Source organism: Streptomyces sp. NPDC006643 (genome assembly GCF_042870175.1).
Taxonomy (GTDB): domain Bacteria; phylum Actinomycetota; class Actinomycetes; order Streptomycetales; family Streptomycetaceae; genus Streptomyces.
In genome coordinates this window covers 1-12,483 of sequence record NZ_JBIAHA010000007.1, presented here as the reverse complement: position 1 = coordinate 12,483, position 12,483 = coordinate 1, and the positions used below count along the sequence as shown (strand labels likewise).

Sequence of the window (12,483 nt, the reverse complement as noted above, 5' to 3'; positions counted from 1 at the left end):
CACCCTCCGTGATACACAGAGTGACCATACGCGTACCCGCATACTCCGGTTCACGACGCAGGTCAGGGCAGTCGGATCGGTCAAACGTGCGGGGATCGGGTAAAGAGACCCGCCAAGTCGGCATACGAGGCCGGTTCCATCAGCGAAGATAGAAGGCGATCCGTGCCGCCCGGCGCGGGCACTTAACAACCCAACAGGGGCGGTGAGTTGCATGGACGTGGAAGCCGAGAAGGGCGACATCAACACCATCATCGGTGGTATCGCTCCGAGCTGGGGACCCTTCGGGAACCTCGGCACCGAAGCGCGTGTCATTGTCCAGGTGGTGATGGCCGTCGCCATCCTGCTCTGTCTCGCCATCGCGATCTGGGGCGCCGCCAAGCAGCGTATCGGCGCGACGGCTCTGCGGGACACCTTCAGCGCGGAGCAGGGCAAGGGCCTGATCGTGGCCGGCCTGACAGGCGTCTTCATCATCGGGTCCCTCGGGACGGTCTTCACGATTGTGTACGGGATGGCTGTCTAGCGCCGCATCGGTCCGATCCGCACCGGGCACACCCGTACGCCCGGCCCAACCTCGATCCCATCCGACACAACGCCACCCGTCCCCACACCATCCGTCCGTCGCGCCCATCCGCCGAGGTTGCGTCTCCCTGATGTCGAGTCACCACACCGCGTCCGCGCGGAAACCAGCGCTACCGTCGTACGCGGTACCGCAAGCGGAACAGCACACGGTTGAACCGGTCGAGGGGGCGGACGCGGCATGAGCTTCGGCGATGAGCACGGTCACGGGGGCGACCCGGGCCGTACGACGGACGACAACTTCGGCGGCATGGGCCAGACCCGTACGCGCCTGCCGGACGGCGGGGGCGGCGACGGGTACGGCGGCCCCGGCCGGCGCCCCCAGCGCAGCTCGCGCTCGCTGATCGCGGTGGTGGGTGTCGTGGTGCTGCTTATCGCGGCTATCGCGTTCGCGAACCGCGGAGGCGGCGGCGACACGGGTGCGTCGGGCACGGGCGGCGGCGGCGACGGAGCGGCCGGCTCGGAACCGACGGCGGCGTCGGGGGTGAAGCCGGTGACGGGGAAGAGCGGGGGGATTCCTTCGGGGTTCGCGAAGGATGAGCAGGGGGCGGAGAGCGCGGCGGCGAACTACGCGGTGACTCTGGTGTCCGCCGACATCCTGCGTCCCGCGGCACGCGAACAGATCATGAGTCAGGTCTTCGCGCCCGACAAGGCGACGGACCTTGAAGCGAAGTTCGACGCGGCCTACGACAAGGCGTTCCTCGACAAGCTCGGTCTCGACGAGAACGGCAACGCCGCCGAGGGCCTGACCTACGTCTCACGTACGGCTCCGGTCGGAACCAAGGTCACGCAGTTCACGGACAGTTCCGCCACCGTGGAGGTCTGGTGCACCGGCGTGTTCGGCACGGCCGGTGTCAGCTCCACGAATCCGGTGACCAACGACTGGTTCACCATGACGCTCAAGCTTCAGTGGGTGGGCGACGACTGGAAGGTCGGGAGCTTTGCCCAGAAGGACGGTCCGGCACCGGTCAACACCGACCGTACGGCCTCCAACGCCGATGAGATCGCGAAGGCTGTCGAAGAGTACGGAGGGTTCACCTATGCCCGGTAGCCGCCGCCTCTCACTCAAGATCGCCGGTGTTCTCGCCGTGGTGCAGACCTCGGCGGTGCTTCTGGCGACTCGGGCCGTCGCCGCGCCGACGCCCTCCCCCACACCCTCGCCGTCCAACGAGGAAAACTGCGACCTGATCGTCGGCCCCGCCCGCGACTTCTGCGACAACGGAGAAGCCGGCGCCGGCTCCCGCTCCGGCAACAACTCCCTCAACGACCCCACCAGCGCCCTCGACCCCCTCACCTCCCTCGCCCGCGGCTGCGCCGACGCCGCCGCGTGGACCGTGGACACCCTCTCCAAGGCCGTGAAGGACACCGCCACGGTCGACTTCACCAACACCGCGTTCCTCTCCCAGTACGCCGTCGTCTTCGCCGCCGCCACCATCCTCACCCTCATCCTCTGGCTCCTCGCCGTCGCCAAGCGCGCCATCCGCGGCGTCCCGCTCACCACCGCCATCTCCGAGGCCATCGGGTTCCTCTGGCTCACCGTCCTCGCCTCCGCCTTCACCCCGCTCATCCTCTACACCCTCGTCTCCGCCACCGACGCCGTCACCGAGGTCATCGCGGGTGGGACCAGTGGGCAGACGGACGTGTTCTTCGGGACGTTCTCCGAGGCGTTGAAGAAGGACACCGAGATCGGCGGCGGGCCGATCATGCTGATCGTCGTGTCCCTCGTGACGATCCTCGCCGCCGGCATCCTCTATCTGGAGCTGTTCATCCGGGCGATCCTGCTCTACGTCGGCGCCCTCCTCGGCGTCGTCGTCTACGCCGGGCTCGTCGACAAGAACATGTGGGGCCATGTACGCCGCTGGGCGGGCCTGATGATCGCCGTCATCATGGTGAAGCCCGTCATCGTCATCGTCCTCGGTCTCGCCGGGGCGCTCACGTCGTCCGACGAGGGCCCCGACTCCTTCTCAGCCGTCGTCTCCGGGCTCGCCATCATCCTTCTCGCGATCTTCGCCTCCGCCATGATCTACCGCTTCGTCCCCGGCTTCGGCGACGAGATCGCGAGTGCCCGCAGCAACGCCAAGCTGTCCACGGACGGCGGCCGGGCCGCCGCGGTGATCAGTTCGCCCGCCGGTGTCGTCTCGCAGGGCATCAAGACCCACAGCGGCCGGGGCGGCGGAGGCGTCGACAGCGGCAACAGCGGCGCCCGCCCGTCCAATCCTGTCTCCGGCGGTGTCGCCGCCCACAGCAGCCGCCCTTCGTCCGGCGGCGGCGGAGGCGGAGGTGGCGGCGTCCCCTCGCCCGCCTCCGCCCCCCGCTCCAGCAGCCCCACCAGCGGCACACCCCACAGCAGCCGCAGCAGCCACGGCGCTCGCGGAACCGGTAACAACAGCACAGGAGGTGGAGGGCGTTGACGACTCAGTCCCACCCGATCGCGCCCCGCCGCACGTATCTCATCGGCCGCGCGCGGCCGAACGCGATCGTCGGCAAGAACCGTGAGACGGGCGAGATCGCGCTGATCATCGCCGGCGCGTTCCTCGGCATGATGAGCGGGCTCATCGTCCCCGTCCTGTCGCTGCGGATCGTGACGCTGCTCGGGTTCCCGCTCCTCGCGCTGGCCGTGGTGTACGTCCCGTACAAGCACCGCACGTTCTACAAGTGGTTCGAGATCAACCGCAGTTACAAACGCACCCTGCGCAACGGCACCACCTACCGTTCGTCCGCCATGGAGGCCGGCACCGCCGCCGACGGACGCGAGGTCGAGGTCGGACCGCCCCCCGGTATCGGACGGATCAACTGGCTGGCCGCGCCCTTCGGGCCCGACGAGATCGCCGTACTGCTCCACGCCGACCGCCGCACCGTCACCGCCGCCATCGAGATCGAGGGCCCCGGCGTCGGCCTGCGCGACAGCGAGGACCAGGAAGCCCTCGTGGACCGTTTCGGCACGCTCCTCAAGCACGTCGCCAACGGCGACGGCTTCGTCACCCGCCTCCAGATGCTCGCCCGTACGCTCCCCGCCGACCCCGACGCGCACGCCAAGGACGTCGCCCAGCGCGGCGATTCCGCGTCCCCGGGCTGGCTCCAGGAGTCGTACGAGCAACTCCAGTCCATGGTCTCCACCTCCAGCGAGCAGCACCGCGCCTACCTCGTGGCCTGCATGCACTACACCCGCGAACTGGCCTCCGAGGGCCAGGCCATGGCCCGCGCCACCCGCCAGGCCGCGGGCGGCAAGGGCCGGGGCCGCAGGCTCGACAGGGACGCCGGGCTCGCCGTCGTCATGGCCCGCGAACTCACCGACATCTGCGCCCGTCTCGCCGAGGCCGACATCCGTGTACGCCAGCCGCTCGGGCAGGCGCGGCTCGCCTCACTCGTGCACTCGATGTACGACCCGGACCACCCCATAGACCACATCCAGGCCATGACGAAGCGCAACGCCTGGCCCGCCGAGCTGGACGCCATGGAGCCCACGTACCTCCAGGCCAAGACTCGCGAGTCGTCCACGCGCGCACCCTGGTGCCACTCCACGGCCTGGGTGAAGGAGTGGCCGATGACTCCGGTCGGCGTGAACTTCCTCGCCCCGCTGCTCGTCCACACGCCCGACGTGATCCGTACGGTCGCGGTCTGCATGGACCTGGAGCCCACCGAGGTCGCCATCGAGCGGATGCTCACGGAGAAGACGAACGACGAGGCCGACGCGAGCCGCGCCGCCAAGATGAACCGCACCGTCGACCCGCGCGACATCGCGGCACACGGCCGGCTCGACCAGCGTGGCGAGGACCTCGCCAGCGGTGCGGCGGGAGTCAACATCGTCGGGTACATCACGGTGTCGTCCCGCTCGCCCGAGGCCCTGGCCAGGGACAAGCGGACGATCCGGGCATCGGCCGGCAAGTCGTATCTGAAACTGGAGTGGTGCGACCGCGAGCACCACCGGGCATTCGTGAACACCCTGCCGTTCGCGACCGGCATCCGCCGATGACCGTCAAGCCGATCACCATCGAAATCGAACCGCCGACCGTCAAGACGATCGCCATCGAACCGATCACTGTCCAACCGACGACCGCCAGTCAGAAGCCGACCGCCGCTGATAGGGGCCTGTGATGCGAGATCCCATGTCCGCCTTCACGGACGCCTTCACCACCCTCCTCTTCGGGAAGGTGGAGACCACCCGGCTGCCGGTCCGTACCTCGACCGGCCAGGCGCAGGCCGTCTATCTGCCGACCGCCGCCCCCGGCCTCGGCGACTCCGGCGTCATCATCGGCCGCGAGGTCTACAGCGGCAAGGGCTACATCTACGACCCCTTCCAGCTGTACGGGCAGCAACTCCCCGCCCCCCACTGGCTGGTCCTCGGTGAGTCCGGCAACGGCAAGTCGGCGCTGGAGAAGACATACGTCCTCCGGCAGCTGCGCTTCCGCGACCGCCAGGTCGTCGTCCTCGACGCGCAGGGCGAGGACGGCGCGGGCGAGTGGAACCTCATCGCGCAGCAGCTGGGTATAACCCCCATCCGGCTCGACCCGATGGCGGCCCTGGACGGCGGCATCAAGCTCAACCCGCTCGACCCGGCGATCACCACGACCGGGCAGCTCGCCCTGCTCCGCACGATCATCGAAGTCGCCATGGGGCACGGCCTGGACGAGCGTTCCGGCTTCGCCCTCAAGGTCGCGCACGCCTACGTCCACGCCACGATCACCGAGCGCCAGCCCGTCCTCATGGACATCGTGGAGCAACTGCGGCACCCCGAGCCGGAGTCGGCCGAGGCGATGAACGTGGACATAGACGACGTACGGGCCTGGGGCCTGGACGTCGCCCTCGTCCTCGACCGGCTCGTCGACGGTGACCTGCGCGGCATGTTCGACGGCCCGACGACCGTCGGTATCGACCTGGACTCGCCGCTCATCGTCTTCGACCTCTCGCACATCGACCGCAACTCGATCGCGATGCCGATCCTGATGGCGATCGTCGGCGTCTGGCTGGAGCACACCTGGATCCGCCCCGACCGGAAGAAACGCATCTTCCTGGTCGAGGAGGCCTGGCACATCATCAACTCCCCGTTCGTCGCTCAGCTCTTCCAGCGGCTTCTCAAGTTCGGCCGCCGGCTGGGTCTCTCGTTCGTGGCGGTCGTCCACCATCTCTCCGACGTGGTCGACGGCGCCGCCGCCAAGGAAGCCGCCGCCATCCTCAAGATGGCGTCGACCAGAACGATCTACGCCCAGAAGGCCGACGAGGCACGGGCGACCGGTCAGGTCCTCGGGCTGCCGCGCTGGGCGGTCGAGATCATCCCGAGCCTCACACCCGGTATCGCGGTGTGGGACGTCAACGGCAATGTCCAGGTCGTCAAACACCTGGTCACCGAGGCCGAACGTCCCCTGGTCTTCACCGACCGCGCGATGACGGAGAACAGCCAGGCGTCCGACGCCTCCGACGCGGCCGACGCCCTCAGCGGCGGGCTGCCCGACGACGTACGGGCCGCCGAGTGGGAGGCGGAACAGCGCGCGATCCTCATGGAGCAGCAACGGCTGAACGCCTCCTCCGAGTCGACGGTGGCCTGAGCGGTATGGCGGCGGGCGGTGGATCCGGGCCCAGGCCGGGCGATCAGCGCGGGATTCCGGACGGGCTGATCCTGGGCGTGCTGGGCTTCCTGCTCGGGTTCACGCTGTTCGCGTGGACGGCGACGGGCCTCGCCGCGCTCTTCGCCCACGGCTCGTGGCCGGACTCGGTGACCTTCACCCGTACGCCGATGGCGGTACGGCAGTTGATCTCGACCCCGCAGGACCTCCAGGCCGCCTGGCCGGACACCCCGCCGGGCGAGCTGTCGGGATACGGGCTGTTCTGGGGCCTGTTCATAGGCGAGCTGATGGTCGCGGCCGTGCTGACGGTGTTCGTGCTGGGCGTGGTGACCCGCCGGCGCGCGCTGCGTACGGTACGGCTCCGGGAACGCGAGCTGGCACGGGAACGGGCGGAGGAGCGGGCCGAGGAGCGGGCCGAGCAACGGCTGCGGGAGCCCGTACGGGAGACCCCGGCGCCGACACCGTACGCACCACCACCTGCCCAGCCGACCCCAACTCCCGCACCTGGGCCTCCCGCACCCTCTCCCTGGCCCGCGCACCTCGCCCCGGTCGAACAGGCCCCCGGCCCGGCCCCCGGCCCGGCCCCCGACCCGGCCACGGAGCCTCTCCCGCTCCCTGTCGCCGTCCCCGCTCCCCGTACCGCCCCCCACGTCCACGTCCGCTACGGCGGCCCCCAGACCCGCCGCCCCGCCGCCGTGCAGGCCATCCAGGACGCCGAAGGCCCCGCGCTCGTCGTCACGTCCGACCCCACCGTCTGGGCCGAGACCAAGGACGCCCGCGCCAAACTCGGCCCCGTCCTCGTCTACGACCCCGGCCACCTCTGCGACACCCCGGCCCGCCTCCACTGGTCCCCGACCACCGGCTGCGAGGACCCCGACACCGCCGCCGCCCGCGCCGCGGCCCTCCTCGCCCCCGTACGCCCGCTGGCCCGCCTCGACGCCGCCATGGCCGACACGGCGGAGACCCTGCTGCGCTGCTGGCTGCACGCCGCCGCCGTGGACGCGCGGCCCTTCAAGCAGGTGCACCGGTGGGCGCAGGGCGGCGGCGCCCACGAAGCCGTACGGCTCCTGCGTACGCACCCCAAGGCCGCCTCCGGACTCGCGGGGCTGCTGGAGTCCGCACTCACCGGGCACCCCGAACGCCGGGAGATCGCCCAGCAGTTGACCACTCGCGCGCTGGCCTCGCTGACGTCCGTCCACATCCGTGAGGCGTGCACACCCAATCGAGCCGACTCGCTCGCGCTGGATTCTTATCCCGCCGAGGGGGGCACGCTTTATGTGGTGGGTGAGCCGATCGAAGATCCGCGCACTCGTCCGGGAGCGATGCCGCTGCTGACCGCTCTCGCCTCAAGCGTGGTCGAGCACGGCCGCCGCATGGCCGCACGGTCATCCGCCGGTCGGCTCGACCCACCAATGACGCTGGTCCTCGACGACGTGGCGGCGGTGGCGCCACTGCCCGCGCTGCCGGATCTGCTGGCCGACGGGGACGAGCAGGGGATGCCCGCGCTGGCCCTGCTGCGCTCGCGCGAACAGGGCCGCGACCGCTGGCCGGACCGCTGGCCTCACCAGGAACTGCCCGCCTGAGCCTTAGCTGGGCTTGGACCTGAGTTTGAATTGGGCCTGATCCTCACTCTTGCCGTTGCGCTCAGTCCGTCGGCCGCGCCACCGCGAGCTCGAACTCCTGCGCGCCGGGGTCGTTCGCCACAGGAATGATCACCCCGGTCGGTTCGAATCCGAGCTTGCGGTAGGCGGCCCGCGCCCGCCCGTTCCGCTCGTCCACATACAGCCGCACCCGCTCGACACGGGGCTCCTCCAGTGACCAGGCCCACCCGGTGGCCGCGTCGAACAGCTCCTTCAGGACACCGAAGCCGCGATGCTCGGGCCGTACATACACAGCGACGAGATGCGCCTGGTCGTACGCGCTCACCCCGCCCAGCGCATCGGTCGCACCCCGCCGCTCGACCAGCACCACCACCGAACCGACCCACTCGCCGTCCGCCGGCTCGGCCACGAACTGCCGCGCCGACGTGCCGCGCGCCGCGCGCTCCGTCCGCTCACGCCAGAAGGAGTCCGGGCGCCGTACGGAGTCCTCGTACGTTTCTAGGAAGGCGACCGGCGCGGCGGGATCCCGCAGGGCCTCCAGGCGCAGTTCCCGGGCCCTGGCCCATTCGTCGGCGCGTACGGCGCGCACAGCCCGTACAGCAGGTGTCTGACTCATCCCGCGATCCTCCGTGCCCACGGCCCCGCGCACAAACGGGTTTCGCCGCACCGGGCCGCACCGGCCGCACCGAGTCGTACCGGGGTAGGACGCCCCGTACGCGGTACCCACCCCCGGTCCGACGTTCCGCACTCGCCCGCTGCCTACCGTCAAAGCCATGATCAAGGCCAACGGACTCACCAAACGCTACGGCGGCCGGACCGACAGAACCGGCAAGACCGTCGTCGACCACCTCACCTTCACCGTCGAGCCGGGCGCCGTCACCGGCTTCCTCGGACCCAACGGCGCCGGCAAATCCACCACCATGCGCATGATCCTGGGCCTCGACGCCCCCACCGCCGGCAGCGTCACCGTCGGCGGTCGCGCCTACGCCGCGCACCCCGCCCCGCTCCACGAGGTCGGCGCCCTGCTGGAGGCCCGCGCCGTACACCCGGGCCGCACCGCCCACCACCATCTGATGGCACTCGCCCACACCCACGGCATCCCCCGCTCCCGGGTCGAGCACGTCCTGGACCTGACCGGCCTCACCGATGTCGCGGGACACCGGGTGAAGGGCTTCTCCCTGGGCATGGGCCAGCGCCTCGGCATCGCGGCGGCCCTGCTCGGCGACCCGGCCACGGTCATCCTCGACGAACCGGTCAACGGTCTCGACCCGGAGGGCGTCCTGTGGATCCGTAACCTCCTCAAGTCCCTTGCCGCCGAAGGCCGTACGGTCTTCGTCTCCTCCCACCTCATGAGCGAGATGGCGCTGACCGCCGAACGCCTCATCATCATCGGCCGCGGCCGGCTGCTGGCCGAGACGACGGTCGCCGACTTCGTACGGGACTGGGGCGTCGCGGCCATGAAGGTCGTCTCCCCCGACGCCCGGACACTCTCAGTGCTGCTCGAAGGCCCCGGTATCGAGATCACGCCGGGCTCGGACCCCGACGAGCTGACCGTACGGGGCGCCGACGGCGAGTACATCGGCCGTATCGCCGCCGCCCACGCCGTCCCCGTGTTCGAGCTGACGCCGCGCACCGCGTCGCTGGAACAGGCCTTCATGGACCTGACGCGCGACGAGGTCGAGTACCAGGCCGGGGCTGCCACCCAGGCCTCCACCCACGACACACCGACAGGAGCGACCGCATGAGCACCGTGAGCAGCGCGAAGACCACGAGAAGCACGCGCCTGGGCGTCACCCCCGCCCGTGTCCTGCGCTCCGAATGGCACAAGTTCTGGACCCTGCGCTCCACCTGGATCACGCTCTCGACGGCGTCGGTCCTCATCCTCGGCACCGGTCTGGTCATGGCGATCGGCCACGAGCCGGCCGGCGGCGGCATCGGCGAGGTCCGCGACCCGGTCGTACTGACCCTGATCGGCGTCCAGTTCGGGCAGATTCTGCTGCCCGTGCTCGGTGTGCTGTTCAGCGCGGGCGAGTACTCGACCGGCATGATCCGCGCCTCGCTCTCCGCCGTACCCCGACGGCTCCCCGTCCTGTGGGCCAAGGCGACGGTCTTCGCCGCGGTGGCTCTGGCCGTGTCCTCCATCACCGTCCTCGCGACCTTCCTGCTCGCCCAGCTCTTCCTCTCGGACACGGACATGGCAGCCTCGCTCACCGACCCGGGGATCGCGGGCGCCGTCGCGGGCACGGCGGTCGCGCTCACCCTCTTCGGAGTGCTCGGCCTCGGCCTGGGCGCGCTGATCCGGTCCGTGCCTGGGGCCATCGGGGCGTTCTTCGCGGGGGCGGTGATCCTCCCGGAGGTGCTGTCGGCGGTGCCCTCCAGCGCCGTTCAGGACGCCGTCGCGTATTTCCCGGCCCGCGCCGGCGAATCCCTCGGGGCGGTCCAGCAGCACGACGGGGCGCTGTCGGACGGCACGGCCCTGCTCGCCCTGTGCCTGTGGGCGCTGATGGCACTGGTGGCGGCGGGCCGGCTGCTGAAGCGCCGAGATGTATGACGATGGACGAATGACGGCAGGGACAGAGCCAGGGGCACGGGCGGCGGCAGGAGCACCAGCGGGCGGCGAAACGCTCACCCAGCTAGTCAACCGCGCGGCTCAACGCATCCTCGTTTTCGACGAGTCGCGCCCGCTCGTCTGGGATCTGCTGCTGACCGGCTGCCTGCTGCTGGGCGGCGCGCTCGACGTGGCAACGGGCGGCTGGCGAATGGTCGCGCCCAACCCCGACGTGCCCCTGTGGCCGGCGGCCGTCTGCACCGTCGCCCTGCCCCTGACCGTGCTGCGCCGCCGTACGCACCCGCTCGGCGCGCTGCTCGCGATGCTCCCGTTCGCCGTGCTGCACGCCTGGTCGGGCGCCGGACTCCAGATCGCCGTGTTCTGCCAGCTGATCGTCGTCTTCAACATCGCGCTACGGCTGCCGACCCGCCAACTCGCCCTGACCGGCGGCCTGCTGACCGTCCCCCTCGTTGTCACCGCGGCCCGCTTCCCGGCGGACGGCTGGGTCGTCCCTCTCCAGTCGTCACTGACCAGCTTCGCGGCGGTGGCACTGCTGGGGATCGCGGTGCGTACGAGACAGGAGTACACGGCGTCGTTGAGAGAACGGGCGAAGCAGTTGGAGATCGAACGCGACCAGCAGGCCCAACTCGCGACCGCCGCCGAACGCACCAGAATCGCCCGCGAGATGCACGACATCCTCGGTCACAACCTCTCGGTCATCACGGGCCTTGCGGACGGCGGTTCGTACGCGGCGAAGAAGAACCCGCAGCGCGCGACCGAGGCCCTGGACGCGATCGCCACCACCAGCCGCCAGGCCCTCACGGAACTGCGCCGTCTGCTCGACATCCTCCAGAACGACACCGGCCCCGGCACCCCCGCCGAGCTGACACCTCAGCCCGGCGTCGGCGAACTGGACCAACTGATCGACGGCGTACGGGCAGCCGGCCTGCCGGTGCGTGTCACGGTCACCGGCGATCTCGAAGCCGTACCGACGGGCCGCCAGCTCACGGTCTACCGGATCGTCCAGGAAGCCCTCACGAACACCCTCAAGCACGCCGGCCCGGACGCCACGGCGACGGTCGCACTCAGCCGCACACCCAACTCCGTCACCGCGGAGATCACCGACACGGGCCGAGGCGCGGGCCGACCCGCCCCACCTGGGCCGGGAGGCCGCGGCATCACCGGCATGCGTGAGCGAACCGCCCTGTACGCGGGCACACTTGACGTCGGACCGCTATCACCGCCCGACAGCGGCTGGCGGGTCCATCTGCATCTGCCGAACGACGAGGACGACCGGCTGTGACGACCGTACTGATCGCCGACGACCAGCCCCTACAGCGCCTGGGCTTCCGGATGCTGCTGGAGAGCCAGGACGACATGGCCCTGGTGGGCGAGGCGAGCGGCGGCGCCGAAGCCGTACGCCTGATCGCCCGACTCCACCCGGACGTGGTCCTGATGGATGTCCGGATGCCGGGCCTCGACGGCATCGAGGCCACGCGCCGTATCGTCGCCGCAGGCAGCCGTACGAAGGTGCTCATCCTGACCACCTTCGACCTGGACGAGTACGCGTACGCGGGCCTCCGCGCCGGCGCCAGCGGCTTCCTCGTCAAGGACGCCCTCCCCGAGGAGCTGCTGTCCGGCATCCGCGCGGTGGCGAGCGGCGACGCGGTCGTGGCACCGAGCCTCACCCGCCGCCTGCTGGACGCGTACGTCCACCACCTCCCGGCAGACGGCCGAGGCCAGGGCACGGAAGGCGAACCGAACAAGCCGGCGGAACCCGAGGCACCCCACCCAGGAATAGCCCTCCTCACCGACCGGGAACAGGAAATCCTCACTGTCATCGGCCAGGGCTGGACGAACGCGGAGATCGCCACCCGATTCCACCTCGCGGAGTCGACGGTGAAGACACATGTGGGCCGTGTTCTGGCAAAGACGGGATCGCGCGACCGCGTCCAGGCGGTAATCCTGGCGTACGAGGCGAAGCTGGTCCGCCCGTCGTGAACCCGCCATGAACCCGTCGTGAAAGGGGGTCAAGGTGACAGGGTCAAGGGTTTTGAACGCAGAAATGCCTCAACCCCCGGACACAGTCCGGGGGTTGAGGCCAAAGATTGTTCGGCGGCGTCCTACTCTCCCACAGGGTCCCCCCTGCAGTACCATCGGCGCTGAAAGGCTTAGCTTCCGGGTTCGGAATGTAACC

General features: G+C 70.2%; 12 protein-coding genes and 1 rRNA gene. 11 read left to right on the top strand and 2 right to left on the bottom strand.

What is annotated here, in order from left to right; translation table 11 throughout:
• Positions 1-211 precede the first annotated feature (211 nt).
• From ACFYNU_RS11280 to ACFYNU_RS11250, 7 genes are all read left to right on the top strand, one after another.
• Positions 212-520: a membrane protein gene (locus ACFYNU_RS11280; RefSeq protein ID WP_023540597.1), complete on the top strand. Its 309-nt coding sequence runs from the start codon at positions 212-214 to the stop codon at positions 518-520.
• Between the two features lie 237 nt (positions 521-757).
• Positions 758-1,627, top strand: a complete 870-nt coding sequence (locus ACFYNU_RS11275; protein WP_356596428.1) for a hypothetical protein — start codon at positions 758-760, stop codon at positions 1,625-1,627.
• Positions 1,617-2,987: a hypothetical protein gene (locus tag ACFYNU_RS11270; RefSeq protein ID WP_356596430.1), complete on the top strand. Its 1,371-nt coding sequence runs from the start codon at positions 1,617-1,619 to the stop codon at positions 2,985-2,987. Before ACFYNU_RS11275 ends, ACFYNU_RS11270 begins: the two co-directional genes overlap by 11 nt.
• Positions 2,984-4,549, top strand: a complete 1,566-nt coding sequence (locus ACFYNU_RS11265; RefSeq protein WP_356596432.1) for an SCO6880 family protein — start codon at positions 2,984-2,986, stop codon at positions 4,547-4,549. The genes ACFYNU_RS11270 and ACFYNU_RS11265 overlap by 4 nt, the downstream gene beginning before the upstream one ends.
• Positions 4,546-4,671, top strand: coding sequence for a hypothetical protein (locus ACFYNU_RS11260; RefSeq protein WP_356596434.1), 126 nt, complete (start codon positions 4,546-4,548; stop codon positions 4,669-4,671). The genes ACFYNU_RS11265 and ACFYNU_RS11260 overlap by 4 nt, the downstream gene beginning before the upstream one ends.
• The gene (locus ACFYNU_RS11255) at positions 4,671-6,119 is read left to right on the top strand and encodes an ATP-binding protein (protein WP_356596436.1); all 1,449 of its coding nucleotides are present in this window, start codon (positions 4,671-4,673) and stop codon (positions 6,117-6,119) included. Before ACFYNU_RS11260 ends, ACFYNU_RS11255 begins: the two co-directional genes overlap by 1 nt.
• A 5-nt stretch (positions 6,120-6,124) precedes the next feature.
• On the top strand, positions 6,125-7,720 hold the full coding sequence (locus ACFYNU_RS11250) for a type IV secretory system conjugative DNA transfer family protein (protein WP_356596438.1): 1,596 nt from the start codon (positions 6,125-6,127) through the stop codon (positions 7,718-7,720).
• Between the two features lie 61 nt (positions 7,721-7,781).
• Here the strand turns inward: ACFYNU_RS11250 and ACFYNU_RS11245 are convergent, their stop codons facing one another.
• Positions 7,782-8,354, bottom strand: a complete 573-nt coding sequence (locus ACFYNU_RS11245; RefSeq protein WP_356596440.1) for a GNAT family N-acetyltransferase — start codon at positions 8,352-8,354, stop codon at positions 7,782-7,784.
• Positions 8,355-8,511: 157 nt separating this feature from the next.
• Between ACFYNU_RS11245 and ACFYNU_RS11240 the strand changes: the two genes are divergently transcribed.
• From ACFYNU_RS11240 to ACFYNU_RS11225, 4 genes are read left to right on the top strand one after another with little or no spacing between them, the layout of a single operon-like run.
• Entirely contained in the window at positions 8,512-9,483 is a 972-nt protein-coding gene (locus ACFYNU_RS11240) for an ATP-binding cassette domain-containing protein (protein WP_356596442.1), read from the top strand.
• Positions 9,480-10,289, top strand: coding sequence for an ABC transporter permease subunit (locus ACFYNU_RS11235; protein ID WP_356596444.1), 810 nt, complete (start codon positions 9,480-9,482; stop codon positions 10,287-10,289). Before ACFYNU_RS11240 ends, ACFYNU_RS11235 begins: the two co-directional genes overlap by 4 nt.
• Positions 10,290-10,299: 10 nt before the next feature.
• Positions 10,300-11,589 carry a histidine kinase gene (locus ACFYNU_RS11230; protein ID WP_356596446.1) on the top strand — a complete coding sequence of 430 codons (1,290 nt, stop codon included), beginning with the start codon at positions 10,300-10,302 and terminating at the stop codon, positions 11,587-11,589.
• The gene (locus ACFYNU_RS11225; RefSeq protein ID WP_356596448.1) at positions 11,586-12,287 is read left to right on the top strand and encodes a response regulator transcription factor; all 702 of its coding nucleotides are present in this window, start codon (positions 11,586-11,588) and stop codon (positions 12,285-12,287) included. The genes ACFYNU_RS11230 and ACFYNU_RS11225 overlap by 4 nt, the downstream gene beginning before the upstream one ends.
• Positions 12,288-12,396: 109 nt before the next feature.
• Here the strand turns inward: ACFYNU_RS11225 and rrf are convergent.
• Positions 12,397-12,483 (bottom strand): 5S ribosomal RNA (gene rrf / locus ACFYNU_RS11220); the annotation flags it as partial.

What these genes read in the sequence shown, in the direction of transcription:
- ACFYNU_RS11280 (WP_023540597.1), top strand. Translation starts at nt 212, where the DNA reads ATGGACGTGGAAGCCGAGAAGGGCGACATCAACACCATCATCGGTGGT.
- ACFYNU_RS11275 (WP_356596428.1), top strand. Translation starts at nt 758, where the DNA reads ATGAGCTTCGGCGATGAGCACGGTCACGGGGGCGACCCGGGCCGTACG.
- ACFYNU_RS11270 (WP_356596430.1), top strand. Translation starts at nt 1,617, where the DNA reads ATGCCCGGTAGCCGCCGCCTCTCACTCAAGATCGCCGGTGTTCTCGCC.
- ACFYNU_RS11260 (WP_356596434.1), top strand. Translation starts at nt 4,546, where the DNA reads ATGACCGTCAAGCCGATCACCATCGAAATCGAACCGCCGACCGTCAAG.
- ACFYNU_RS11255 (WP_356596436.1), top strand. Translation starts at nt 4,671, where the DNA reads ATGCGAGATCCCATGTCCGCCTTCACGGACGCCTTCACCACCCTCCTC.
- ACFYNU_RS11250 (WP_356596438.1), top strand. Translation starts at nt 6,125, where the DNA reads ATGGCGGCGGGCGGTGGATCCGGGCCCAGGCCGGGCGATCAGCGCGGG.
- ACFYNU_RS11245 (WP_356596440.1), bottom strand. Translation starts at nt 8,354, where the DNA reads ATGAGTCAGACACCTGCTGTACGGGCTGTGCGCGCCGTACGCGCCGAC.
- ACFYNU_RS11240 (WP_356596442.1), top strand. Translation starts at nt 8,512, where the DNA reads ATGATCAAGGCCAACGGACTCACCAAACGCTACGGCGGCCGGACCGAC.
- ACFYNU_RS11235 (WP_356596444.1), top strand. Translation starts at nt 9,480, where the DNA reads ATGAGCACCGTGAGCAGCGCGAAGACCACGAGAAGCACGCGCCTGGGC.
- ACFYNU_RS11230 (WP_356596446.1), top strand. Translation starts at nt 10,300, where the DNA reads ATGACGGCAGGGACAGAGCCAGGGGCACGGGCGGCGGCAGGAGCACCA.